The 24,495-nt window shown below is 61.6% G+C and carries 18 protein-coding genes; 9 read left to right on the forward strand and 9 right to left on the reverse strand.

Annotated features, from left to right (window positions below; translation table 11 throughout):
• Positions 1–182: 182 nt before the first annotated feature.
• The 6 genes from rpsI to leuB form a co-directional block, all read right to left on the reverse strand.
• Positions 183–572 carry a 30S ribosomal protein S9 gene (rpsI, locus tag K7R21_RS19340; RefSeq protein WP_183349858.1) on the reverse strand — a complete coding sequence of 130 codons (390 nt, stop codon included), beginning with the start codon at positions 570–572 and terminating at the stop codon, positions 183–185.
• Positions 573–594: 22 nt separating this feature from the next.
• Positions 595–1,023 carry a 50S ribosomal protein L13 gene (gene rplM, locus K7R21_RS19345; protein ID WP_224984939.1) on the reverse strand — a complete coding sequence of 143 codons (429 nt, stop codon included), beginning with the start codon at positions 1,021–1,023 and terminating at the stop codon, positions 595–597.
• Positions 1,024–1,146: 123 nt separating this feature from the next.
• Positions 1,147–1,899, reverse strand: a complete 753-nt coding sequence (gene truA / locus K7R21_RS19350) for a tRNA pseudouridine(38-40) synthase TruA (RefSeq protein WP_224984940.1) — start codon at positions 1,897–1,899, stop codon at positions 1,147–1,149.
• Positions 1,900–1,960: 61 nt separating this feature from the next.
• Positions 1,961–2,980 carry an aspartate-semialdehyde dehydrogenase gene (locus tag K7R21_RS19355; protein WP_224984941.1) on the reverse strand — a complete coding sequence of 340 codons (1,020 nt, stop codon included), beginning with the start codon at positions 2,978–2,980 and terminating at the stop codon, positions 1,961–1,963.
• Positions 2,981–3,116: 136 nt separating this feature from the next.
• Positions 3,117–4,214: an aspartate-semialdehyde dehydrogenase gene (gene asd, locus K7R21_RS19360; protein WP_224984942.1), complete on the reverse strand. Its 1,098-nt coding sequence runs from the start codon at positions 4,212–4,214 to the stop codon at positions 3,117–3,119.
• 71 nt (positions 4,215–4,285) lie between these two features.
• Positions 4,286–5,374, reverse strand: a complete 1,089-nt coding sequence (gene leuB, locus K7R21_RS19365; RefSeq protein ID WP_224984943.1) for a 3-isopropylmalate dehydrogenase — start codon at positions 5,372–5,374, stop codon at positions 4,286–4,288.
• 432 nt (positions 5,375–5,806) lie between these two features.
• Here leuB and K7R21_RS19370 point away from each other — a divergent pair, with 432 nt between their 5' ends.
• From K7R21_RS19370 to K7R21_RS19380, 3 genes are all read left to right on the forward strand, one after another.
• Complete coding sequence (locus tag K7R21_RS19370) at positions 5,807–7,066, forward strand: ChaN family lipoprotein (RefSeq protein ID WP_224984944.1); 1,260 nt, start codon at positions 5,807–5,809, stop codon at positions 7,064–7,066.
• Between the two features lie 48 nt (positions 7,067–7,114).
• On the forward strand, positions 7,115–8,356 hold the full coding sequence (gene glgC / locus K7R21_RS19375; RefSeq protein ID WP_224984945.1) for a glucose-1-phosphate adenylyltransferase: 1,242 nt from the start codon (positions 7,115–7,117) through the stop codon (positions 8,354–8,356).
• Between the two features lie 88 nt (positions 8,357–8,444).
• Positions 8,445–10,583 (forward strand): hybrid sensor histidine kinase/response regulator, encoded by a 2,139-nt coding sequence (locus tag K7R21_RS19380; RefSeq protein ID WP_224984946.1) that lies wholly within the window; start codon positions 8,445–8,447, stop codon positions 10,581–10,583.
• 13 nt (positions 10,584–10,596) lie between these two features.
• Here K7R21_RS19380 and msrA read toward each other — a convergent pair whose 3' ends face one another.
• Together msrA and K7R21_RS19390 are read right to left on the reverse strand one after the other, a co-directional pair.
• A complete protein-coding gene (gene msrA / locus K7R21_RS19385; protein ID WP_224984947.1) occupies positions 10,597–11,151 on the reverse strand; it encodes a peptide-methionine (S)-S-oxide reductase MsrA in 555 nt (184 codons plus the stop codon).
• A gap of 40 nt (positions 11,152–11,191) precedes the next feature.
• Positions 11,192–12,979 (reverse strand): GspE/PulE family protein, encoded by a 1,788-nt coding sequence (locus K7R21_RS19390; RefSeq protein ID WP_224984948.1) that lies wholly within the window; start codon positions 12,977–12,979, stop codon positions 11,192–11,194.
• Positions 12,980–13,134: 155 nt separating this feature from the next.
• Here K7R21_RS19390 and K7R21_RS19395 point away from each other — a divergent pair, with 155 nt between their 5' ends.
• The 6 genes from K7R21_RS19395 to K7R21_RS19420 all read left to right on the forward strand — a co-directional run bounded on the left by K7R21_RS19395 (position 13,135) and on the right by K7R21_RS19420 (position 22,472).
• Positions 13,135–13,467, forward strand: coding sequence for a phasin family protein (locus K7R21_RS19395; RefSeq protein ID WP_224984949.1), 333 nt, complete (start codon positions 13,135–13,137; stop codon positions 13,465–13,467).
• The gene (locus K7R21_RS19400; RefSeq protein ID WP_224984950.1) at positions 13,455–15,140 is read left to right on the forward strand and encodes an ABC1 kinase family protein; all 1,686 of its coding nucleotides are present in this window, start codon (positions 13,455–13,457) and stop codon (positions 15,138–15,140) included. The genes K7R21_RS19395 and K7R21_RS19400 overlap by 13 nt, the downstream gene beginning before the upstream one ends.
• 192 nt (positions 15,141–15,332) lie before the next feature.
• Positions 15,333–16,250: a UDP-3-O-acyl-N-acetylglucosamine deacetylase gene (gene lpxC, locus K7R21_RS19405; RefSeq protein ID WP_224984951.1), complete on the forward strand. Its 918-nt coding sequence runs from the start codon at positions 15,333–15,335 to the stop codon at positions 16,248–16,250.
• 130 nt (positions 16,251–16,380) lie between these two features.
• The gene (locus K7R21_RS19410; RefSeq protein ID WP_224984952.1) at positions 16,381–18,642 is read left to right on the forward strand and encodes a sensor histidine kinase; all 2,262 of its coding nucleotides are present in this window, start codon (positions 16,381–16,383) and stop codon (positions 18,640–18,642) included.
• A 115-nt stretch (positions 18,643–18,757) separates the two neighbouring features.
• Positions 18,758–21,940 (forward strand): YhdP family protein, encoded by a 3,183-nt coding sequence (locus K7R21_RS19415; protein ID WP_224984953.1) that lies wholly within the window; start codon positions 18,758–18,760, stop codon positions 21,938–21,940.
• A gap of 115 nt (positions 21,941–22,055) precedes the next feature.
• Positions 22,056–22,472 carry a hypothetical protein gene (locus K7R21_RS19420; protein ID WP_224984954.1) on the forward strand — a complete coding sequence of 139 codons (417 nt, stop codon included), beginning with the start codon at positions 22,056–22,058 and terminating at the stop codon, positions 22,470–22,472.
• Between the two features lie 250 nt (positions 22,473–22,722).
• On the opposite strand, the gene K7R21_RS19425 is transcribed toward K7R21_RS19420, so the two are convergent.
• Positions 22,723–24,438, reverse strand: coding sequence for a B12-binding domain-containing radical SAM protein (locus K7R21_RS19425; protein ID WP_224984955.1), 1,716 nt, complete (start codon positions 24,436–24,438; stop codon positions 22,723–22,725).
• Positions 24,439–24,495 lie beyond the last annotated feature (57 nt).

Here is a 24,495-nt window from a genome sequence, read left to right on the forward strand (position 1 = left end):
CAAGGAGGAAATCTGAGGACATCTGAGAAAAACAGGAGAACGGCATAAGCTTTTCTCCGGCTTTTGCTTTTACCCTGATTTCCTCAGACGTTCTCGATGTGAACGGTTTTGAAACAGCAAAAGGAGGAACCCTGACGGGCTCCTCCTTTGCAATACAGACAGCAATTGTTCCCAGTAGCGGATTAACGCTTGGAGAACTGGAAGCTGGCGCGTGCCGCCTTCTTGCCGTACTTCTTTCTTTCCTTGATGCGCGAGTCGCGGGTGATGAACCCGGCCTTCTTCAGGGTACCGCGCAGGTCGGCATCGGCCTCGATGAGAGCCTTGGTGATGCCGTGCTTGATGGCGCCGGCCTGGCCGGAGTCGCCACCGCCCTTGACGGTGCAGAAGATGTCGAACTTGCCGACATTCTCGGTCAGCTCGAGGGGCTGCATGACCACCATCTTGGAGGTCTCACGGCCGAAGTAGCTGTCAAGAGTCTTGGTATTTACAATGATCTCGCCATTGCCGGGCTTGATCCAAACCCTGGCGATGGAAGACTTCCTTTTCCCGGTTGCATAAAAGCTTGCTGCCATTTTCTATCTCCTGATGAACGAATTAAATGTTCAGATTCTTCGGATTCTGAGCCGCATGCGGATGAGCGCTGCCGCTGTAGATCTTCAGCTTCTTGATCATGTGGCGGGCAAGCTTGTTCTTGGGCAGCATGCCTTTCACGGCTTTCTTGATCAGATCTTCCGGCTTCTTGTCGAGGAGCTTACCGGCAGTGATCTCTTTCAGGCCGCCCGGGAAAGCAGAGTGGCTGTAGTAGGTCTTGTCGGAAAACTTCTTGCCGGTGAGGGCGATCTTCTCCGCGTTCACGACGATGACGAAGTCGCCGGTGTCAACGCTCGGGGTAAAGGTCGGCTTGTTCTTGCCACGCAGCACGTTGGCGATCTCGGTCGCTACACGGCCGAGGACCTTATTATCCACATCAACCAGGTACCAATCCCTGGTCACTTCTTCTTTTTTGGCAACTTGCGTCTTCATTGAAACCTCACAGCTATCTGGAATTAGCACATTAACTTACAGAAGATTGAGAATTTAATCGATTCGTCCGTTCATGTCAAGACAAAAAACCAGGGAGAGAATTAACGCGTTATTAAAGAGGCATCATTCCCCGCTCTGTGCCGGGTAGAAAACCTGCATAAGACAGAGCCCTTGCGGCGGAACTGTCATTCCCGCGTTCTGCCTGTCGCCCCCCTTGAGCAGGCGCGCCACATCGGCCGCACTCAACCTGCCCTGCCCCACGTCGATGAGCGTGCCGGTGATGATGCGCACCATGTTCTTCAGGAAACCGCTGCCATTGATGTCGAGGTGCAGCAGGCGCCCTTCCTGCACAAGTTCCATGCTGTAGATGCGGCGCACGGTCGTCTTGGCGGCGCAGTTGGCGCCACGGAAGGCGGCGAAGTCATGCTCACCGGCGAAGAGCTTGCAGGCTTCCCGCATGGCCTCGATGTTAAGCTTGCCCTTGACGCGCCAGGCGGTGTGGCGCACCAGTGGCGAACGGAGGTCGTCGAGCAGCATGGTGTAGCGGTAGTGCTTCGCCTGCGCATTGAAGCGCGGATGGAAGTCGAGCGGCACCTCCACGGCGTCGCGCACGGCGATGTCGTTGGGGAGCAGCGAGTTCAGCCCCTCGCGGAAAGCGCGCAGCGGCATGGTGCGCTCGGTCTTGAAGCAGGCCACCATGCCGCGGGCATGCACCCCCGCATCGGTGCGGCCGGAGGCGTGCAGGGTCGTGTGTTCCCCGAGCATCTTGGCCAGCGCCTTTTCCATGACCTCCTGGATGGTGAGCCCGTTGGGCTGCACCTGCCAGCCGGCGTAGGCTGTGCCGTCGTATTCTATTATTAGCTTTATGTTGCGCATAGTTGAAAGATACCGCCCGTCCACTGGCTACCCTCACCCACCGGGAGAGGGTGTGTGGCCTCTACTTCAGATACTTCTCCACCAGAATCTCCGCGATCTGCACGGCGTTGGTAGCGGCGCCTTTCCTGAGGTTGTCGGCGACGATCCAGAGGTTCAGGCCGTTCTTAATGGTTGCGTCCTCGCGGATGCGACCGACCAGGGTCAGGTCCTCACCGGCCACGTCCATGGCCATTGGGTACTCGCCGTTGGCGGGGTTGTCTACCAACTCCACGCCCGGCGCGTCTTCCAGGAGCTCGCGCGCCTTGGCCACGGTAATCTTCTTGTCGGTCTCGATGTTGACCGACTCGGAGTGGCCGTAGAAGACCGGGACGCGGACACAGGTCGCGGTGGTGGCGATATCCGCCTCCATGATCTTCCTGGTCTCGTTGACCATCTTCATCTCTTCCTTGGTGTAGCCGTTGTCACAGAAGGAATCGATTTGCGGCAGGCAGTTGAAGGCGATGCGGTGCGGGTAGACCTCGTTCTTGGGCGGACGACCGTTCAGGAGTTCACCGGTCTGGACACGCAGCTCGTCAATCGCCTTGTTGCCGGTGCCGGAGACGGCCTGGTAGGTGGAAACGACGATCCTCTTGATGGCGCCGAAATCGTGCAGGGGCTTCAGCGCCACCACCATCTGGATGGTGGAGCAGTTTGGGTTGGCGATGATCCCTTTCTTACGGTAGTCGGCGATGGCGTGCGGGTTCACCTCGGGAACCACCAGCGGCACGTCCGAGTCCATGCGCCAGGCGCTTGAATTGTCGATGCAGACCGCTCCAGCCTTGGCCGCGGAGGGGCAGAACTCCTCGGAGCGCGCGCCACCGGCAGAGAAAAGGGCGATGTCGATCCCCTCGAAGGAGTCGTGCTTCAGCTCCTCCACGGTCACCGGCTTGCCGTTGAACTCAAGCACCTGCCCCGCGCTTCTTGCACTGGCCAGGAACTTGATCTGCCCCACCGGGAAGTTGCGCTCCTCCAGACATTCAATCATCTGGGTACCCACGGCGCCGGTCGCGCCCACCACTGCTACATTCCACGTTTTCTTCATACTCGTTACATCTCCTCAAGACAAAAACGGGAGCGCGCCACCCATGAAAGAAAGCCGGGCGACGCGCTCCGTTGTGAACTAGCTACTATCAACTTCGACCGAAGCCCCCTCCCGCTAGGGACGGGCGGACCTAGGCTTAGCGCTCCTTCAAGATCTGCAGCATGCGGCGCAGCGGTTCGGCGGCGCCCCAGAGGAGCTGATCGCCGCAGGTGAAAGCGGAGAGGTACTGCGGCCCCATCTTCATCTTGCGCACGCGGCCCACCGGAACGGTAAGGGAGCCGGACACGGCTGCCGGGGTGAGCCCCGCCAGGGAGTCGGCCTTGTTGTTGGGCACGAACTTCACCCACTGGTTGTCGTTCTTGATCATGTCCTCGATCTCGGCGATCGGGATGTCCTTGGTGAGCTTCATGGTGATCGCCTGGCTGTGGCAGCGCATGGCGCCCACGCGGACGCAGAGGCCGTCAACGGGGATCGGGTTGGCGGCACCGAGGATCTTGTTGGTCTCGGCGTACCCTTTCCACTCCTCGCGGCTCTGGCCGTCTTCGACCTCGCGGTCGATCCACGGCAGCACGTTGCCGGCCAGCGGAAAACCGAACTCCTTGGTCGGCATCTCGGCGCTTCTCAGGGTGGCGGTTACCTTCTTGTCGATCTCGAGGATCGCGGAGCCCGGGGTGGCCAACTGCTCGGCCACGGAGCCGTGCAGCACGCCCATCTGGGAGAGGAGCTCGCGCATGTTGGGAGCGCCGGCGCCGGAGGCCGCCTGATAGGTCATCGAGGAGAGCCACTCGACCACGCCGGCCTTGAAGAGACCGCCCAGGCCCATGAGCATCAGGCTCACGGTGCAGTTGCCGCCGATGTAGTCCTTGATCCCCTTGGAGAGGGCCGCGTCGATGACGTTGCGGTTGATCGGGTCGAGGATGATGACCGCGTCGTCTTCCATGCGCAGGGTGCTCGCCGCATCGATCCAGTAGCCGTTCCAGCCGGCCTTCTTCAGCTCGGGACGGACGGCTTTGGTGTAATCGCCCCCCTGGCAGGTGATGATCACGTCCAGCTTCTTCAGCTCGTTGATATCCGACGCATCCTTCAGGGTACCCGCGTTGAGCGGAGCGGGCTGCCCCACCTGCGAAGTGGTGAAGAATACCGGCTCAACACCTGCGAAATCATTCTCTTCCTGCATGCGCTGCATGAGAACCGAGCCAACCATGCCACGCCAACCGACCATTCCGACTTTCATAGGCGACCTTCCTTTCTATTTATATTAGGTGGATGTGCGGCGGGGTCTCCCCCGCCTCTACCGTGTTGTTGTTACAGGTTGGCGATGATCGCGTCGCCGATTTCCTTGGTGTTGACCAGCTTCTCGCCGGCCTTCTCCTGGTAGATGTCACGGGTGCGGTAACCCTGGTCCAGCACCTTGGCGACGGCGTTGTCGATGGCGTCGGCCGCCTCGACCATGCCGAAGGAGTAGCGCAACATCATGCCGGAGGAGAGGATCTGGGCGATCGGGTTGGCGATCCCCTGCCCCGCGATATCCGGGGCGCTGCCGCCGGAGGGCTCGTACATGCCGAAGGTCCCTTCGGCCAGCGACGCGGACGGAAGCATCCCCAGGGAACCGGTCAGCATGGCGGCCTCGTCGGAGAGGATGTCGCCGAACATGTTCTCGCACAGGATGACGTCGAACTGCTTGGGCCACTTTACCAACTGCATCGCCGCGTTGTCCACATACATGTGGGACAGTTCGACGTCCGGGTATTCCTTGGCGATGTTGATCACGATCTCGCGCCAGAGCACCGAGGTGGAGAGGACGTTAGCCTTGTCGATGGAGCAGACCTTCTTGCCGCGCTTCTGGGCGGCCTGAAATGCGACATGCGCGATGCGCTCGATCTCGGGCACGCTGTAGCGCATGGTGTCCACGCCGACGCGGTCACGGCCGGCCCCGTCGATCCCCTTGGGCTGGGAGAAGTAGATGCCGCCGGTCAACTCGCGGATCACCAGGATGTCGAAACCGCCGGCGATCACCTCTTCCTTCAGAGAGGAGGCGCTGGTCAGCGACGGGAAGATGATGGCGGGACGGAGATTGGCGTACAGGCCGAAGATCTTGCGAAGCGGCAACAGGGCGCCACGCTCGGGCTGCTCATCCGGGGGCAGGGTCTCCCACTTGGGGCCGCCCACCGAACCGAACAGGATGGCGTCGGCAGCCTTGCATATATTTACGGTAGTCTCGGGAAGGGCGCGCCCCTCCAGGTCGATACCTGCGCCGCCCACGTTGGCGTGGGTGCGTTCGAATTTGACGTCATACTTTTTCTCGACCGCGTCCAGAACCTTCAGTGCTTCCGCCATAACTTCCGGACCGATGCCGTCGCCCGGCAGCACTGCCACTTTAAAAAGCTGTCCCATTGCACAACCTCCGATATGTATTAAATTAGCGATTCTATTTGCGAGACAGTAATATTGTCAACATAAAAAAGGCCGTCAAACATACGTTTAGCGCCCCAAACCATGACTATGAGTTAATGCCTCGCTAACTGGTTCAGTCCCTGCGCAAAATGGAGCCTTGACTATGACTTTTATTAGAGAATAATAAAACTTTCAGTTTATCTTCATGAGGTGTTGTGCTACATTCACCAGAACCTCGGCCAGTCGATCCTGCTCCAGAAGCGCCGCCGCTCGCACCCTCCCGCATAGAAGCCTTAACGAGAAGCGACGGCTGGACAAATTCATTAGAGTAGGTATCATTTCCTGGCCAGTGCGAAGCAGCCCCCTTCTTGATGGAGCCGCGACCGACATGACCAGATCCCCCAAGGGAACATCATATTTTCAGGAGAAGATATGCTATCCATCGCTCGTCTTGCACAGTGTGCCGCTGTGCTATCCCTGCTCACCATGACCGCCTGCACGACACCCCAGGCCGGCAGGCGCCTGATCGGAAACCCGGAGAACCCGTACCCCCGCCAGAAGGCACCGGAGATAGGCGACATCACACACCTCCCCACCGGGACGCTGGTGACCCCGAAGCAGATGTTCGACGTGGTGACCGACGCCCGCGTGGTCTACGTCGGTGAAACGCATGACAACCCGGCCGCGCACCGGCTGGAGTTGGACACCCTAAAGGCATTGGAACAGCGTTATCCCGGCAAGGTCGCGGTGGGGATGGAAATGTTCGTGAAGTCGCAGCAGCCGGTCCTGGACCGCTGGGTGGCGGGCGAACTGGACGAAAAGGCTTTCCTCAAGGCTTCGCGCTGGTACGACAACTGGAAGATGGATTTCGCCTATTACCGCGACCTGCTCCTCTACGCCAAGGAAAAGCGGATCCCCGTCATCGCGCTCAATGCCGAGAAAGACCTGGTGCAGGCGGTAGGCAGCAAGCCCCTGGAGGAACTCACACCGGAGCAGAAGGCGCAGCTGCCGGAGATGGACCTTACCGACCCCTACCAGCGCGCCCAGACCGAAAGCATCTTCTCCGGGCACAACAGCCACGGCAAGATTGCCGTCGACGGTTTCATCCAGGTCCAGACGCTGTGGGACGAGACCATGGCGGAATCCGCCGTGCGTTACCTGACCAGCCCCGAGGGGAAGGAGCGCCACCTGCTGGTGGTCGCCGGTGGTAACCACATCAGTCACGGCTTCGGCATCCCGCGCCGTGTCTTCCGCCGCCTCCCCACCTCCTACGCCACCATCGGCGGCCTCGAGGTTGCGGTACAGCGCGCCGAGAAACCGGAGACCATGGACGTGGAAGTGCCTAACTTCCCCAACCTCTCCTTCGACTTCCTGGTGTACTACGCCTACGAGGGGCTCCCCAAGCCTGCCGTGCTACTCGGCGTCATGTTCGAGCCGGATGTCAAGGGACGTGGCCTGGTGGTGAACACCGTGGTCCCCAACTCCAACGCCGCCCGCGCCGGTGTACAGAATGGTGACCTGCTGCTGGCCCTGGACAACGAGCCACTGAAGGACAGCCTCGACCTGATCTACGGCGTGAAACAGAAGCACGAGGGGGACAAGTCCACGCTGAAGTTGGAGCGAAACGGAGAGGTTATGAACCTCGAAGTAGTATTCAAGGCTGGAGAGGCACCCAAGCACGGCAAGCCCTGATCCCGGCCGGGGACGCCCCCGACCGTATTCCCGGAGGATTAAGACTATATGTATGCCTTGAGTAATGTTGGAAACACCATCGCCATGGTGCTTGCCGGTGGCAAGGGAGAGCGCCTCAGCCCCCTCACCATCCGAAGGGCCAAGCCGAGCGTCATGTTCGGCGGCAAGTACAAGATCATCGACTTCGTTTTGAGCAACCTGTTCAACTCCGGGATCAAGAAGGTCTACATTCTGACCCAGTACCGCGCCTACTCCCTCAACAAGCACATCAGGGAGTCGTGGGGCAAATGGACCGGTCTGGGCGAGTTCTTCGTGGCCATCTCGCCGGAGACCAGCTCCGAGAACGAGGATTGGTTCAAGGGGACAGCGGACGCCATCCTGCAGTACCTGCGCTTTGTGGAGTCATCGGACGCGGACTACGTCGCCATCTTCGGCGGCGACCACATCTACAAGATGGACGTGAGCCAGATGATCGACTACCACCGCAGAAACCGCGCCGACCTGACCGTCGCGGCCCTGGAGGTACCGGTCCAGGAGGCGAGCCGCTTCGGAGTCTTCTCGGTCGACGAAGACTACAAGATCACCGCCTTCACTGAAAAACCAAAAGACCCGGAAAGCATCCCGGGCCGGGACACCTGCTTTGCCTCCATGGGGAACTACATCTTCTCCACCAAGAAACTGATCGAGGTGCTACAGGAAGGGAAGAAGATGTACGAGGACCTCGACTTCGGCAAGCACGTCATCCCGATGATGCTGGAGAAGAAGGACAAGGTGTTCGCCTACAACTTCAACGACAACATCATCCCCGGCATGAAGGCGGAGGAGAAAGGTTACTGGAAGGACGTGGGGACCATCGAGAGCTACTACGAGGCAAACATGGACCTGATCCACGTCTCACCGCAGCTGAACCTCTACAACTACAAGTGGCCCATCCTGACCAACCAGGGCAACCTCCCCCCGGCGAAGACTGTCTTCGACGAGGAAGGGCGCCGCGGCATGAACATCGACTCCTACGTCTGCGCCGGGTGCATCACCAGCGGGGCCACGGTGCGCCGCACCATCCTGGGCCCGCGCTGCAAGGTGAACAGCTACAGCGAGATTGACGATTCCATCCTCTTCGAAAACGTCACCGTCGGGCGCCACGTGAAGATCAAGCGCACCATTATCGACAAGAACGTCGTCATCCCGGACGGCACCGAGATCGGCTACGACCACGATGAAGACCGGGCCAAGGGGTACCGGGTCACCGAATCGGGGATCGTCGTGGTATCGATGGCGGAAGCCAAGTAAGGCGGGCGGCTGCGCCGCCCATGAACTTCGCAACGGCAACAGACACCCCGGCCACCGCAGCCAGTCGCCCCAAAAGGCGGGAGCACGCATGCGGGCAGTATCGAAGCGCAACCAAAGGCGCGAGATCAACAAGATCGTCGGGGTCTACGCCCTGTTTGGCAGCGCCTGGATCTACCTTTCCGGCTACGCCCTGATCTGGCTGGTTTCCGACCGTCACATCGCCGAGCAGATCGAGGTCTACAAGGGGCTCATGTTCATCATGGTCACCTCGGCGCTGCTCTACCAGCTGATCTCCCGCTTCGTCCGGCGGCTCGCGGAGTCGGTGGACAGGCTCGAGGAGAGCGAGGCACGCTTCCAGGCCATCTACCACAACGTCAACGACGCCCTCTTTATCCACGATGCCGCCACCGGCGAACTGGTGGACGTAAACCGCACCATGTGCGAGATGTTCGGCTACAGACCGGAAGAGGCCCTGGGCCTGACCGTGTCGGAGTTGAGCCTGGGGGAGCCTCCTTACGCGGAGGAAGACGCGCTACAGCTGTTGCGCCAGGCGGCGACGGGCCCGCCCATGACGGTGCGGTGGCGCAGCAGGAAAAAGGACGGCTCCCTGTTCTGGTCCGAGGTGAGCCTGCGCCGTGCCGACATCGGCGGCAGCGACCGGATCATCGTCCTAGTACGCGACATCACGGCGCGCCACCAGATCGAGGAGGCCCTGCAGCAAAACGAAGAGATCCTCAAGGTTCTCATGGAGGAGATGCCGGCGGGGGTGGGATGGGCCGACGAAAGCGGCAGAATCCAGTACCTCAACAGCTACGTCAGCGACTGGCTGGGCTACGTTTCCGACGACCACCCTACCCTGGAACAGCTGATGGAGCGCGCCCTCCCCGACCGTGCCTACCGCGACCAGGTCCTGGCCGCCTGGCGCGAAGAGATCGCGAAAACCCTCGAGAGCGACGTGCCGGTCACCCCGCAGGAGGCGAAGATCTCGTGCGCCGACGGATCGTCAAAGCACATCATCCTCAACACCCGTCTGGTTCACCACCGCATCCTGTTCACCCTGACCGACATCACCAAATGGGAGGCGATGCAAAAGGAGCTGCTGAAGGCCCAGAAACTGGAATCCCTGGGTGTTCTCGCCGGCGGCATCGCCCACGATTTCAATAACATCCTCACCGGCATCCTCGGAAATCTCTCCTTTGCCGAGCTACTGCTCGACCCGGAACACCCGGCACAGGGTGCGGTAAAGAACGCCGGGAAGGCGTCGCAGCGCGCGGCCGAACTGGCGCACCAGCTGCTGACCTTCTCCAAGGGGGGACAGCCCATCAAGAAGGTGGTCCCGCTGGGGAGGCTCATCGAGGAATCCCTCGCCCTGTCCCTGCACGGCACCAAGGTACAGACCCGGCTGGAACTCCAGGAAGGGCTGCACGCCATCGAAGCGGACGAGGGGCAGATGAACCAGGCGTTCAGCAACGTCATCATCAACGCCTGCCAGGCGATGCCAGGCGGAGGGGTGCTGACCGTTGCTGCGCAGAACGCACGGCTGCAGGCCAACAACGACCAGGGGCTTCCTTCCGGCGATTACGTCAAGGTATCCTTCACCGACCAGGGGTGCGGCATCGGCTACGAGGACCAGAAGCTCATCTTCGACCCCTACTACAGCACCAAACCCGGAGGGAGCGGACTCGGCCTCGCCTCCGTACATTCCATCGTCATCAAACATGGCGGCAGGGTCGAGGTTGCGTCCGCCCCCGGCGCAGGGACCACCCTCACCTTCTACCTTCCCTCCGCCGGTGAAGCGGTGCCGGACGAGGTGCCGCCGCAACCGGAGCGTTCTGGAAAACCGGGTGAAGGTACGGTGCTGGTGATGGACGATGAAGAGGCGATCAGGACGTTGACGCGGGACATGCTGCAGTACCTGGGGTACCAGGTGGTGACGTGCGCCGACGGTGAAGAGGCAGTGAGGCTGTACCGGGAGGCCGCCGGGGAGGGGAAACCTTTCGCGGTAGCCATCATGGACTTAACCATTCCGGCCGGTATGGGGGGCAAAGAGGCGGCGCAGCAGATCCTGGCGCTGGACCCGGGCGCGCGGCTCATCGTGTCGAGCGGCTACTCCAACGATCCGGTCATGGCGGAACATGCCGACTACGGCTTTTGCGCCGCCGTGGTCAAGCCTTACCGCTGCGATGAGCTGCAGCAGGCCATGGAGCGTGTGTTGTCCAAGCCGTGACCGGCGCCCGCGCCTACTCCGTTTCCCGTCCCCACAGTTCCTTCAATCTCCAGTTCCGGCCGCAGCCGTCGTGGTAGCGCTGGTAGTGGTAGGGCTCCTTCTTGTAGTACTGGCGGTGGTACTCCTCAGCCGGGTAGAACTCCGCGGCCGGCCTGATCTCGGTGACCACGGCGGCGCCGAGGCGGTTCTCGCGCTGCGCCTCCTCCCTGCTCTCTTCCGCTTCCCTTTTCTGTTGCTCGTTTAGGTAGAAGACCGCGGTCTGGTACTGGCTGCCGTAGTCGCAAAACTGGCGGTTCTTGGTGGTGGGGTCGATGTTGCGCCAGAACACCTGCAACAGTTCGCGGTAGCTCACCTGCGCCGGGTCGAAGACGATTTCTACTGCCTCTACGTGGCCGGTCTCCCCTTCGCAGACCTCCCGGTAGCTGGGGTTGGGCGTGGTGCCGCCGGTATAGCCGGGGAGCACTGAGAGCACCCCGGGCATCTTGTCGAATACCGGCTCCATGCACCAGAAGCACCCCCCGGCAAAGATGGCGGTTTCGGTGCGAGAGTCGGTTGCACAGTTCTCCATGGTTCCTCCTTCGCGCGGCCCTCCGACAGGTCCGGGTCGGTCAGCCCGTCACCGCGATAACTTCCTCGTAGGTGGTTATCCCTTCCAGCATCTTGCGCACGGCCTGCTCTCGCAGGGTCACCAAGCCATCATTACGGGCCGCGGCCTGCAGCTCGGCCAGGTCGACCCGCTCTCCGATCACGGCCTTGATGGTCTCGGTCACATCCAGCACCTCGAAGATACCGGTTCTCCCCTTGTAGCCGGTGCCACGACATTCGGCACACCCCTCCCCGGCCCATACCCGGGCCGGCCGCTTCAGCCCCAGGTACTCCAACTCCTCAGCACTCAGCTGGCTCTCTCGCTTGCAGTTGGGGCAGATCCTGCGCAACAGCCTCTGGGCGATAATGCCGATCACCGTCGAGGAAATGAGAAAAGAAGGGACGCCGAGGTCGAGCAACCGGGTCACGGACGAGGGGGCGTCGTTGGTGTGCAGCGTGGAAAGCACCAGGTGCCCGGTGAGCGCGGCCTGCACCGCGTTCTCGGCAGTCTCCTTGTCCCGGATCTCGCCCACCATGATGATGTCCGGATCCTGCCGCAGCACGTTCCTGAGCACCTTGTCGAAGGTGACCCCGATGCCGCTTTGCACCCCCACCTGGTTGAACTCTTCCATCACCATCTCGATGGGATCCTCGACGGTGACGATGTTCACCTCCGGCGAGGAAAGGGTCCTGAGCGATGAGTAGAGTGTGGTGGTCTTGCCGCTGCCGGTGGGGCCGGTGACCAGGATGATCCCATTGGGTCGGCGCAGGAAGGAACTGTAGAGCTGGTACTCGCGCGGATAGAAGCCGATCGTGTCAAGCTCCTGCATCAGGACGTCGGGGTCGAAGATCCTGATCACTACCTTCTCCCCGAAGGCGACCGGCAGGGTGGAAACGCGCAGTTCGACCTCGCGCCCGTCGTGGCTGGTCTTGATCCTACCGTCCTGGGGGCGCCGCTTCTCGGCGAGGTCCATGCGGGACAGCATCTTGATGCGGGAAACGATGGGTGGATGCAGCTGCTTGGGAACCACGTGCACGTTGTGCAGCACCCCGTCCACCCGCAGTCGCACCAGCGATTTTTCCCGCTTGGGCTCGATGTGGATGTCGCTGGCGCGCTGGTCGAAGGCGTACTGCAGCAGGAAGTCGACGGCTGAAATGATGTTGCGGTCGGTCCCCTCGATCTCGTGCCCGCTTTTCAGGCGCACGAACTGCTCGAGGTTGCCCAGGTCCACCGCGGTGGCCATCTCGCTCTCAGCCGCCTGAACCGAGGCGCGGAAGCCGAAGAACTCCCTCAAGATCTTGAGGATGTCGTTGCGCGAGGCAAGCACCCGGCGAAACTCCATCCTCTTCACGGCCCTCAGTTCCTCGATCACCTCGTCATTGAAGGGATCGGCGACCGCCAGGGTGACCACCCCGTCTTCATAAGCCACCGGAACGATCAGGTGCCTCAGCGCGAACGGCCGGGAGATGTGGGCGGTTACCAGATCAAGGTCGAGCTTCATCGGGTTGATTTTCAGGTAGGGCAGCCCCACTGCGGCGGCGAGCACCTCGGTGATGGCGTCTTCAGTGAGGAGTTTGCCGCCGGAACCGGTGACTTCGAGGTTCATCGAGGCGATGATCTCGGCGGGGGACGGCTTTTCCGGCGTCTGCTGCAGCCGCCGGGAATACCCCGCCTGCTGCGCGCCCGCCAGCCGGTGGGCATGCGCCTCCCCCTTGTCCAGCAGCTCGTCGAACTGCTTCTGGTCGATCAGTCCCCGCTGCAGGAGGATCTGGGCCACGTTCTTGATGGTTACCATCTTCTTTTTCTGCATGGTGTAACCTTTTAATGGGAAGAAGTATGCGATTATCGGTGAGAAACATAGTGATGTCAAGGAGGTGCAAGTTTGACAATGGACGCCTCGCCAGTATCATTAAATAGCGCCTATAATGGAGGCGTGCCACTACCGTTTGGAGGAGGAGGGATACCATGTTCGAACTGTTCGAGAAGGCTGTGCTCACGGCACTCGGTGCGGCGGCGCTTACCCAGAAAAAAGGTGAGGAGCTGATCCAGGAGATGAAGTCCCGCTACAAGATCAGCGAGGAGGAGGGACGTGCCTTCCTGGACCGCATCCAGGAGATGGCGCGCACCGGGCAGCAAAAGACCGCCGAAGTGGCCGAGGCCGAGGTAAAGAAAGCCCTGGACCGGATGGGCTTGGTGTCGCGCGATGACTACGAGAAGCTGGAACGGCGCGTGAGGGCACTGGAGGCGCTGGCCGCCGAAAGCGTCACCTCCCAGCCGGAGGATGAGTGCTTAGGATAGTAAACATAAACCGCAACGTCAGGAGCATCCGGCGCTACCGCCAGATCATCACGGTGCTGGGAGGGTACGGGCTCGGGCACCTGCTGGAGTACCTCAACTTCGGGCAGGTGGTCGACTTCTCGCGCCGGGTGTTCAGGCCCAGGAGCGCCAAGGCGGAGCACCTGACGCCGCCGGAGCGCCTGCGTCTGGCCCTGGAGGAGTTGGGCACCACCTTCATCAAGCTGGGGCAGCTCCTCTCGACCCGCGCCGACATCATTCCCGCCTCGTTTGTCCAGGAACTGGCCCACCTGCAGGACAAGATTCCCTGCCTCCCGTTCGAGGAGATCAAGGTGCAGATCGAGCACGAGCTGGGGGTCCCTCTCGAACACCGCTTCCTGTACGTGGAGCATGAGGCCATCGCGGGCGCATCGATCGCCCAGGTGCACCGTGCCCGGCTCATCACCGGCGAGGACGTGGTGGTCAAGGTACGCCGCCCCGGCGTGGTAGAAGCGGTCGAAACCGACATCGACATCCTGATGGGGGTGGCGCTCCTACTGGAGCGCCACATGGCCCGCAGCGACATTTACGACCCGGTCGGGGTGGTGCGGGAGTTCTCCTACACTATCAGGCGCGAGATGGACCTGACCCGCGAAGGCCACGCCATCGAAAAGATCCGCGACAACTTCAAGGGGGATCCCAACCTTTATTTCCCCAAGGTGTACTGGGAGGCGACCGCGAAGGGGGTGCTTACCACCGAGTACGTTGAGGGGATCAAGGTCAGCGATATCTGCGCCATCGAGGAGGCCGGGCTGGACCGTCGCGAGATCGCCCGGCGCGGGGCCCGCGCCTTTTTGAAGATGGTGCTGGAGCACGGTTTCTTCCACGGCGACCCCCACCCCGGCAACGTGCTGATCTTCAAGGACAACGTCATCTGCCTGCTCGATTTCGGCATGGTTGGCAGGCTCGACCCGGCGGTGAAACGCTACCTGACCGACGTCCTGGTGGCGGTGATCAACCGCGACGTGGAGGGGCTGGCCTATGTCATAGTGGAGGCGGGCGACGCCAGCGAGACGGTGAACATGCAGGCCCTGAAGAAGGCGCTCGCCGAGTTCATGGACAGCTACTTCGAAATCCCGCTCAAGGAGATCGAGGTGGGGCGCATGCTCCTCGAGTTCATCGACCTCATCTCCACGCACCGCATCAAGGTGCACCCCGACCTGACCATGCTGGTGAAGGTACTGGTGGTGGTGGAGGGGATGGGAAGAAAGCTCGACCCCGACTTCGACATGGTGGGACACCTGCGCCCCTTCCTGGAGCGCGAGTTCCGCCAGCAGCGCTCCCCGGGACGCCTGTTCCACGAGATGGAGCAGGGGGTCGAGGGGTACCTTACCCTGGCGCGCAACCTGCCGCGCGACATCAGGGAAATCCTGAACAAGATCAACCGCAACAAGTTCCGCATCGACCTGGAGCACCGCGGCCTGGACCGCTTCTCCAAGGAACTTGACCGCTCCGCCAACCGACTCTGCCTCTCCCTGATCATCGCCGCCCTCCTGATCGGTTCCTCCATCGCCATGCAGGGCAACCGCGGCCCCATGCTGTTCGGCTTTCCCGCCTTCGCTTTCTTCGGCTACAGCTGCGCCGGCATCGTCGGGGTCTGGTGGATGGTGGCCATCCTCCGCTCCGGGAGACTGTAGCAAAAAAGACACACCCCTCGTTGCGCTGGCACCACAGCGGCAAAATTACCACACCCCCGCCCCGCCCCTCTCCCCGAGACGATCCTGCCTACACCCTCGAAGCAGCACGCTTTTTTCCAATGAGAGGTATGCAGCCGCTATTGGCGTACTATTTGCTTGATAGTAAGCATACTGACTATCAGGAGCAAGCAGATGATATTCCAGCAGACTTTGGGCAACAAGGTAACCTTCAGCGGCATCGGCCTGCACACCGGCAAGACGATCACCATCACGCTGCGTCCGGCTGAGCCCGGCACCGGCGTCGTCTTCCACAGGGTTGACCTCACCCCGGCTGTCTCCATCGAAGCGCACGCACAGAACGTGGTCAACACCAGGCTCTCCACCACCATCGGCCGCGGCGAAGCAAGCGTCTCCACCATAGAGCATCTCATGGCGGCCCTGTACGGCTGCGGCATCGACAACGCGCACGTGGACATCAACGGCCCGGAAGTGCCGATCATGGACGGCAGCGCCGCCCCCTTCGTGTCCGCCATCGTCAAGGCCGGCATCAAGGAGTCCAAGAAGCCCCGCAAGTACCTGGTGATCAAGAAACCGGTCAGCGTGACCGAGGGCGACAAGAAGGCTTCCATCATCCCGTCGCGCCACTACAAGATCTCCTTCGATATGCAGTTCGCCCACCCGGCCGTCATGAAGCAGCACCGGTCGCTGGAGTTCAGCCAGACCAGCTTCACCGACGAGTTCGCCGCCGCCCGTACCTTCTGCTTCCTTGCCGAAGTGGAAATGATGAAGGCACACGGCCTGGCCCTGGGCGGCTCCCTGGAGAACGCAGTGGTCATCGGCGATCAGGGCGTTCTGAACCCCGAGGGGCTCAGGTTCCAGGACGAGTTCGTGCGCCACAAGATCCTCGATTCGGTGGGCGACTTCTCCCTCGCCGGTCACAGGCTCATCGGTCACGTCAAGGCCACCAAGTCCGGCCACGACCTGAACCACAAGCTGGTCATGGAACTGCTCAAGCGCCCGGACTGCTACACCCTGATCGAGTTCACTCCGCAGGCCTTCAACGCCCCCTTCAACCTCGCCCTGCCGGAACTGGCCTGGCTGGAGGCGTAACAAGCAGGTTAAGGTCAAGGTTGAGGTTAAGGAAAATCCAAAGCAGTCCCCTTCGCGGGACTGCTTTTTTTCGTCCCCGCACAGCATGGAAGTGCTTGAAACTCCTCACCCGTTCGTATAGAGTGGCCTGATGCCGACGTCCGATCATAAAGGGGGGCTCCCCCCGCACATCCAGGGTAGCGAACTACCCGCCGGAGAGATCAGGAAGCGCAAGCGCGAGGCGATCATCGTCTGCGTGTCGCTGCTCATGATCGTGCTCCTCACCTACCTCGAGATCCACCTGTCGCGCCTCTCCTCCGAGGTGCCGATGGGGAGCAACATCGTCATCTTCGCCATCATCAACGTCATCATCCTGCTCATCATCCTCCTGGTCTACCTGGTGTTCAGGAACATCACCAAGCTCTCCCTTGAGCGACGCAAGAACACTCCCGGCGCCAAGCTGCGCACCAAGCTGGTTCTCGCCTTCGTCACCCTGTCGCTGGTGCCGACCATGCTGCTGTTCTTCGTCTCCGCAGGCTTCATCACCAACAGCATCCAGAACTGGTTCAATAAGCAGGTAGAGACCTCCCTGAACGAGTCGATGGAGGTGGCGCAGGTCTATTACAAGACCTCCGCCGCCAACTCGCTCTACTACGGCGAGCAGATCAGCGACGCCATCAAGGAGAGGAAGCTCCTCAACGAGGAGAACCTGCCCCAGTTGAAGGCCCTGGTGCGCCAGAAGCAGAAGGAGTACAACCTCGGCGTGGTCGAGGTCTTTTCCGCGCAGCGCGAAGAGCTGTTCCGCGCCGGCAACCCCAAGCTCCCCCTTGGCGAGTTCACCAACCCGTCCTCCGAGGACATCAACGTTGGACTCGCCGGCCAGAAACTGACCCGGGTCAACGCCATCGGCAAGGCCGACCTGATCCGCGGCATCGTCCCCATCCGGAGCAACTTCAATGACAAGGACGTGGTCGGGGTCATCGTGGTCAACTACTACGTCCCCTACTCCCTGGTCTCGAAGATGCGGGAGATCTCCGCGTCGTACCACGAGTTCCGCCAGTTGAAGATCATGAAGCACCCGATCGCCACTGGCTACATCCTGACCCTGTTCCTGATCACCATGGTGATCGTCTTCCTCGCGGTCTGGTTCGGGGTCTACCTGGCCCGAAGCCTCACCATCCCGATCCAGGAGCTTGCCGAGGCGACCCGCCAGGTGGCCGAGGGGAACCTGGACGTGCACCTGGGCGAGGGGGGCGGCGACGAGATCGGCATGCTGATCGCCTCGTTCAACCGGATGACCGAGGACCTGCGCGAGAACCAGCTCGCCCTGCAGCACACCAACGAGGAGCTGCAGAAGAGCAACATGGAGCTGGAGCAGCGGCGCCGCTACATGGAGGCGGTGCTGGCCAACGTCACTGCCGGCATCATCTCGGTGGACAAGGGGGGCCTGCTCACCACCGTGAACAAGTCGGCGGAGAAGCTCCTGCTCATCAACAGCGACAAGGTGACCGGCAAGAACTTCCGCGAGGTGCTGCAGGCCGAGCACCTGGATATCGTCAAGGGGCTTTTGCGCGACATGGTGCTCGACAAGCACGACGCCATCGTGCGCCAGGTGACCATCCCGATGCGCGACGGCGAGCTGACCCTGCTCACCAACCTGACCGTCCTGAAGGACGAGAACGACGCTTTCATGGGGATGGTGGTGGTGCTGGACGACCTCACCTCGCTGATCAAGGCGCAGCGGATGGCGGCCTGGCGCGAGGTGGCACGCAGGATCGCGCACGAAATCAAGAACCCGCTCACCCCGATCCAGCTCTCGGCGCAACGACTGAGAAAGCGCTACCTGTCCCGTTTCGAGGGGGAGGAAGAGGTGTTCGACCAGTGCACCAACATGATCATCAAGTCGGTGGACGAATTGAAGGGGCTGGTGAACGAGTTCTCCAACTTCGCCCGCATGCCGGCCTCGGTCCCGAAGCCCAACGACCTGAACGACATCCTCAAGGAGGCGCTCACCCTCTACGTGGAGGCACACCGCCATATCCGCTTCACGCTGAACGCCGACGAGCAGATGCCGGCCATAATGCTGGACCGCGACCAGATCAAGCGGGTGGTGATCAACCTCCTGGACAACGCCGTAGCCGCCATCGAGGGCGAGGGCGAGATCGAACTGGCCACTTGCTACGACAGCACACTGAAGATGGCCACCTTCACCGTATCCGACACCGGCCACGGCATCGCGGCCGAAGACCGCCCCCGGCTCTTCGAGCCGTACTTCTCCAGAAAGAAGAGCGGCACCGGCCTTGGCCTCGCCATCGTCAATACCATCATCTCCGACCACCACGGCTTCATCCGCGCCAAGGAGAACTTCCCCAAGGGGAGCCGCTTCATCATCGAGCTCCCCGCCGACGCCTGAAATCCAGGGTAAGGTCGAGTCAAGGTTAAGGTTGAGACTCGGGCATCTAGAACAACATGCAGTAGCCTGCCGGAACGCGCACCGCGACGAGCAGGCTCCTTGACGGGATAGAGTTATGCAGCTGAAAAGAATACGTGCCTGGCTGTTGCCGCTTTTGGCGACGATATTGACTGTGGTGGTCCTTGGGGCCAGCCTCATCCCTCGCCTGATCGACCTCGACACCTACAAGGCCGACATCCTGGCCCAGGTGAAAAGTTCGCTCAAGCGCGACCTGCAGTACCAGGCCGGCTCCTTTACCATGCGGCTCACCCCCGCCTTTACCTTCACCGGCGTGACCATCAAGGAGAAGGACGGGGCAACCAACTTCGCCACCGCCGACCGGCTCACGGTCCGGATCGCCATCCTCCCCCTGTTGCGTCGCAAACTGGTGCTCTCCCGAATCGAACTGGAACGCCCGACCCTCAAGTTGTGGCGTGACCGCCAGGGGGTGCTCAACATCGCCGACATCCTCACCCCCAGCGGCGGAGAAGCCCCAGGCATACACGGGGTTCAGCTCGAGAAGGCCCAGATCCTCTTCACCGATTACGCCTTTTCGGAGCAGCCGGTGGTCACCGAACTCTCGGACACAGACCTGTTCCTGAGCCGGATCACCCGCGGCCGGGATTGCGACTTCAAGCTGAACGGCCAGCTCGCCTCGGGACGGACCAAGGTTCCCATCCACCTCTCCGGTGTGGCAGGGATCCCGGCAGCCGGGGCTCCCTGGACCTCGATGGCGGTGCACGGCAAGGTGAAGACCGGCCCCATCGACGTCGGCCATTTCTGGCCCTACTACAGCCGCTTCGTACCGTTCAAAAGCCTCTCCGGCCAATTAGAGCTCGATTCCAGCATCAAGGGACACCTGAACGCCTTCAAGGCAAAAACCGAGTTTCACTTCACCAGGCTGAACCTCGATTACCCCCAGGTGTTCCACGCCAAGCTCACACCGAAATCCTTCAAGGGCTCCTGTGCCCTGGAGCTTACCGACCGCGACCTCGACATCGACCACATCAAGGTGGATCTGGACGGGTACAAGGTGAGCGGCAAGGTGAAGCTTTCGGATCTGCACTCCGGCGACCTGCGCATCACCGCCACCGCCAGCAGCAACAGCTTCAACCTGCGCGACTACCGCCAGTACATCCCCTACGGCATCATCGTCGACGACACCGCACATTTCATCGAACAGAAAATTACCGGCGGGGTTTACCGGCTGGACCAGGGGCGACTGGACGGGCGGGTAAGCCAGATCCTGCACATGGAGCGGGGCCAGAACTACAACATCCTTTACATCAAGGCGCACGTCGAAGATGGTGTGGTGAATTACGGCTCCGGCATACCGATCTTCACCGGCATCAAGGGGCAGCTGGAACTGGCCAGCAAGGATTTCTTGCTTAAGGGGATGACGGGACGCTTCGGCACATCCCCCCTCACGCTGGAGGGGCGTATCACCGACTACCCGCTCGATCACCCGTGCCAGTACCTTTTCACCGCCAAGGTGCAACCCAGGCAGCCCGAGGTGGTCTGGCTTTTAGGAAAAGGGATCAGCTCCTTCACCACCAACTCCGTTCTCAACCTGAAGGGAGAAGGAGGGACCTCCCTTTACAAGCTCTCGGGCGACAGCGACCTCGCCACCGCCGCCTACGGTTTCAAGGATCTGGTCGCCAAGCCGGCCGGACGCACCAACAGCGTCTCCTTCAGCATGGAGTTCGACAAGGAACAGTTCCGCATCACCTCGCTGCACTACCTGCTTCCCCCTGCGTCCCTCACCGCCGCCGCGGTCAGCCGCTACGACGGCCCGGTGACCTTCGACATCAAGACCAACCAGTTCCAGAGCACCGAGGTAGGGCAGTTGGTCCCCATGGTGAAGAAGTACCATCCGACCGGCCTGGTCCAGCTCCTGCTACGCGCCAACGGGCCCGACATGGACCGCCTCACCTGGAGCGGCAGCGTGGGGCTCTCCGGCGTGACGCTGAAACCGGGGGACAAGATCAAACCGTTGACCGGGGTGAACGGCACGGTGAAGGTGAACGGCGAGACGTTCGAGACTTCGCAGCTCCAGGTTCGACTGGGCGGCACCAGCATCTACGGACGCGGTGTGGTCACCGGCCTGCAGAATCCAAGCTGGCAGCTGAATTTCAGCTCCCCATCGGTCGACCCGGCGGACATCGGCTTCCCGACCGGCGGCGCGCCGGTACGGGTGGAGCGGGTACAGGGGATCATCAGCTACCAGAAAGACAACCTGCAGATCGCCTCACTTTTCGGCTCGCTCGGCAAGAGCTCCTTTCAGGTGAAGGGGAGCGTTAAAGACCTGCAGCAGAAGCACACGCAGGCGGAGCTGATGGTAACCTCCCCGTACCTTAACCCCGACGACATAATGCCGCTGTTCGGAGGGACGGGTGGGGACGGGGAGCTCACACTGCACGCTCACGTGACCGCAACGGAGGGAAAGCTGAAGGATTTCCCCTTCCAGCACCTGAAGACCACCGTGTTCTACGATAACCGCGTGCTGCAGCTGCTTCCCTTCGAGTTCAACTCCTTCGATGGGGAGGTAACCGGCAGGCTGCGCAGCGATCTCACCACGCCGGCGCGCCACACCCTCAGCGTGACCGCGCAGAAGGTGTCAGCGGCCGCGCTGTTGCACTCGCTAGGGGTGAAGAGGCAGGAGGTCACCGGCGCGATGTCACTGCAGGGCGACCTGGCCGTGCGCGGAGAGAGCGCCGCCGACTTCAAGCGGAGCATCCAGGGGAATGTAAAGCTCAGGATCGAGCGCGGCAGCATCAGGAAGTTCTCCACCCTCTCCAAGATCTTCTCGATCCTGAACGTATCGCAGCTCTTCAAGGGTGAGCTTCCCGACATGGTTTCGGGCGGCATGCCCTTCAACAAGATCACCGGGGACATCGCCTTCAACAACGGCGTCGCCTCGACCCAGAACCTGTTCGTGGACAGCAATGCCATGAACATATCGGCGGTGGGCAAGATGGATCTCGCCAGGGACGAGATGGACCTGAACGTGGGGGTGCAGCCGTTGCAGACGGTGGACAAGGTGGTGAGCAAGATCCCCATCTTCGGCTGGATCCTGACCGGGAAGGACAAGTCTCTCATCACCACCTACTTCGAGGCGAAAGGGCGTATCGAGGACCCGCAGGTGACCGCGGTGCCGGTCAAGTCGCTGGCCAAAGGGGTCTTCAACATCTTCAAGCGGGTGTTCGAGCTTCCCGCCCGCCTGATCACCGACACCGGAGAGGTCATCATAGGGCGCTGAAGTCGAGCCCTTACGAGGGGCGCATATCATTGTTTTTTTTGTTGTAAAGCCAGCGATGGTTATGTTATTTTCTCTCTGCTGTGCTTTCTTAAATTCATCCAACACGGAGGAAACTGTGAAGAAGACTTTGGTTATTATGTTGGCAATCGTTGCCGTGGCAGCTGCCGGCTGCAAAAAGAAAGAAGAAGCTCCGCAGGCCCCCGCCCAGGCACCGGCTGCAGCCCCCACCTCCCAGATGCCCGCAGTGGCTCCGGGCACCGATCCCCACGCTGGCCTGAAGCCGCAGGAAGTTAAGCCGGGCGCAGGTCACAAAGGTAAAGTCCTCGAGACCATGGACTCCGGCGGGTACACCTACGCGCTGATCGAGGAGAAAGGTGAGAAGCTGTGGGTTGCCTCCATGCAGACCCCGGTTAAAGTCGGCGACACCATCGAGTTCCCGGATTCCCCGCCGATGATCAACTTCCAGAGCAAGACTCTGAAGCGCACCTTCGACAAGATCATCTTCGCACCGGGCCTGGCCGTCAACAAGTAAGCCACTCCCCGCAGCAGAGATAAAAAAAGGCGCCCCCCGCAAGGGAGGCGCCTTTTTTGTTTGTTCATCAGAGAGTTCACCAACTGTTACGTGTTGTCCACGAAGCGCAGCAGGCGGACCAGCGCCCTCCCCTTTGCGAAGGGGAGGCAGAGCGGATTTGATTTTGGGGGGGCAGCTAAGAGCAAAGGCAAATCCCACCTTTCGCACAGGGGGGGGCCTCAGGGCACCGGGATCGCACAAACGGGGAGGCTTATTTCGGGTGCCTCGCTTTGCCCCCCGCTTTGCCACCGGGCTTGCCACGTCCGAGGCCGGCCTGTGCGATGCCCTCCAGCGCGGCCTCATCATTGGGGTCAAGCGCCAGGGCCCTCTGGTAGTGACGCGCCGCGGCAGCACGGTCTCCCTGGGCCAGTGCCAATTCGCCCAATGCCAGGAAGGCGGGCAGATGCTTGGGAACCAACTGCGCCAGCTTTTGGTAAGAGCGCGTGGCGCCGGCCAAGTCGCCGATCCGTTCCTGCACCCCCGCCATTTGCAGCCATCCCCACGGGTTGTCCGGCTCCTGCCGCGTCATGTCGCGGCACAGCTTGATGGCCCCCTCCCAGTCCTCCTCCTGCTCCAGTGCTTCCGCCTGCAGCAGTTCAGTCACAAAGCTGTACCCCACCAACTCCCGCTGCGCTGCGAAATCGGCACGGGTGAAGCGGGCCTTCTTGCCCGCCTTTTGCAGCGCCTTCATCATGGACTGACGCGAACGCTCCACGAAGGGGTCGCGGCGCACCAGGAACCCCTCCCCCTCCTTTTCCTCGAACAGATCGGCCGGCACTTCATGGCGCCGCACCGCGCCGTGCAGCAGCTCGGTGCCGGGATAGTAGACCAAGGGCGAAACTTGCCCGTCCTGCGGCCGGATCCGGTCGATGAGGCGCACGGTCTGTTGCAGGTCCTCGTCGCCCTCACCCGGAATACCGGTGATCAGGTAGACAGAGAGATTGATACCCGCCTTGCGCACCGCGGTCGCGGCCCGCTCCACGTCAGCAGGCAGGATCTTTTTCCCCAACGCCTTGAGCATCTCCGGTGAACCGGACTCGACGCCGAACTGGATGCACTCGCACCCGGCCCGCTTCATCGCCACCAGCATCTCCTGGTCCACCGCGTTGACGCGAGACTGGCAGTTCCACAGGATGTGCAGCCGCTGTTCCTCGATCAGACGACATATCTCCAGCACCCGTGCGCGGTTAGCGGTAAACGTGTCATCACGGAAAGAGAAGTAAATGAGACCGTAACGCTCCTTCAGCAGGCGCAACTCCTCGACCACCGAGGCCGGGGAGCGAAAACGAACGCCCCGCCCCCAGAACAGCGGCGACGAGCAGAACAGACAGCTGGCCGGGCAGCCGCGCGAGGTGATCACGAACTCGAGTTGGCGGCGCAGGTCGACCCCGATGGTGTCGCCGGGATCCTCGCCTGGCAGGGGAAGCAGGTCCAGGTCGGCGACAGCTGCGCGAGGTGTTCCCGGCACTATCGCCCCCCTATCCCGGCAGGCCACGCCAGGCACCTGGGATAGCGGCCGCCCGTCGGTGTGCGCCTGGACCAGCTCCAGCAGCCCCTGCTCCCCTTCCCCCAACACCACAGCGTCCACCTCGCGGTGCCGCTCCAACTGCTCCTGCCACGAATGAGTCGCGTGAGGACCGCCGAGGACAACGCAGCACGCAGGATCAATCTCCTTGACCAGGGAGGCCAAGCGGATGGATTCGGAACGGTTATGGGTGAACTGGGAGATACCGACCACTTCCGGCGAGAGGCGCTGCAGCAGTTCGCGCACCTGCGCCCACGAGAAGCGGGAGAGGTTGGCCAGGGTAACCCGATGCCCGGCCTGTCTGAGCACCGCGTGCAGGGAGAGCAGGCCGACCGGCAACAGCGAGGTGAACGGGTCTTTGGCCCCTTGGGGATGACACTTGTACGCCAGGAGAATCTTCATGCGCAGCCCATAAAAAAATCCGGCCCGAGGGCCGGATTCGTTATCGATAGATGGGGA

Origin of the sequence: Geomonas agri (assembly GCF_020179605.1) — a bacterium.
In the GTDB taxonomy this organism is placed as follows: domain Bacteria; phylum Desulfobacterota; class Desulfuromonadia; order Geobacterales; family Geobacteraceae; genus Geomonas; species Geomonas agri.

Bases quoted from the DNA above. Each gene is read 5' to 3' on its own strand.
- K7R21_RS19425 (WP_224984955.1), bottom strand. From the start codon at position 24,438: ATGAAGATTCTCCTGGCGTACAAGTGTCATCCCCAAGGGGCCAAAGAC.
- glgC (WP_224984945.1), top strand. From the start codon at position 7,115: ATGTATGCCTTGAGTAATGTTGGAAACACCATCGCCATGGTGCTTGCC.
- asd (WP_224984942.1), bottom strand. From the start codon at position 4,214: ATGAAAGTCGGAATGGTCGGTTGGCGTGGCATGGTTGGCTCGGTTCTC.
- K7R21_RS19355 (WP_224984941.1), bottom strand. From the start codon at position 2,980: ATGAAGAAAACGTGGAATGTAGCAGTGGTGGGCGCGACCGGCGCCGTG.
- lpxC (WP_224984951.1), top strand. From the start codon at position 15,333: ATGATATTCCAGCAGACTTTGGGCAACAAGGTAACCTTCAGCGGCATC.
- K7R21_RS19415 (WP_224984953.1), top strand. From the start codon at position 18,758: ATGCAGCTGAAAAGAATACGTGCCTGGCTGTTGCCGCTTTTGGCGACG.
- K7R21_RS19410 (WP_224984952.1), top strand. From the start codon at position 16,381: ATGCCGACGTCCGATCATAAAGGGGGGCTCCCCCCGCACATCCAGGGT.
- truA (WP_224984940.1), bottom strand. From the start codon at position 1,899: ATGCGCAACATAAAGCTAATAATAGAATACGACGGCACAGCCTACGCC.
- K7R21_RS19390 (WP_224984948.1), bottom strand. From the start codon at position 12,979: ATGCAGAAAAAGAAGATGGTAACCATCAAGAACGTGGCCCAGATCCTC.
- K7R21_RS19380 (WP_224984946.1), top strand. From the start codon at position 8,445: ATGCGGGCAGTATCGAAGCGCAACCAAAGGCGCGAGATCAACAAGATC.
- K7R21_RS19395 (WP_224984949.1), top strand. From the start codon at position 13,135: ATGTTCGAACTGTTCGAGAAGGCTGTGCTCACGGCACTCGGTGCGGCG.
- rpsI (WP_183349858.1), bottom strand. From the start codon at position 572: ATGGCAGCAAGCTTTTATGCAACCGGGAAAAGGAAGTCTTCCATCGCC.
- rplM (WP_224984939.1), bottom strand. From the start codon at position 1,023: ATGAAGACGCAAGTTGCCAAAAAAGAAGAAGTGACCAGGGATTGGTAC.
- K7R21_RS19370 (WP_224984944.1), top strand. From the start codon at position 5,807: ATGCTATCCATCGCTCGTCTTGCACAGTGTGCCGCTGTGCTATCCCTG.
- leuB (WP_224984943.1), bottom strand. From the start codon at position 5,374: ATGGGACAGCTTTTTAAAGTGGCAGTGCTGCCGGGCGACGGCATCGGT.
- msrA (WP_224984947.1), bottom strand. From the start codon at position 11,151: ATGGAGAACTGTGCAACCGACTCTCGCACCGAAACCGCCATCTTTGCC.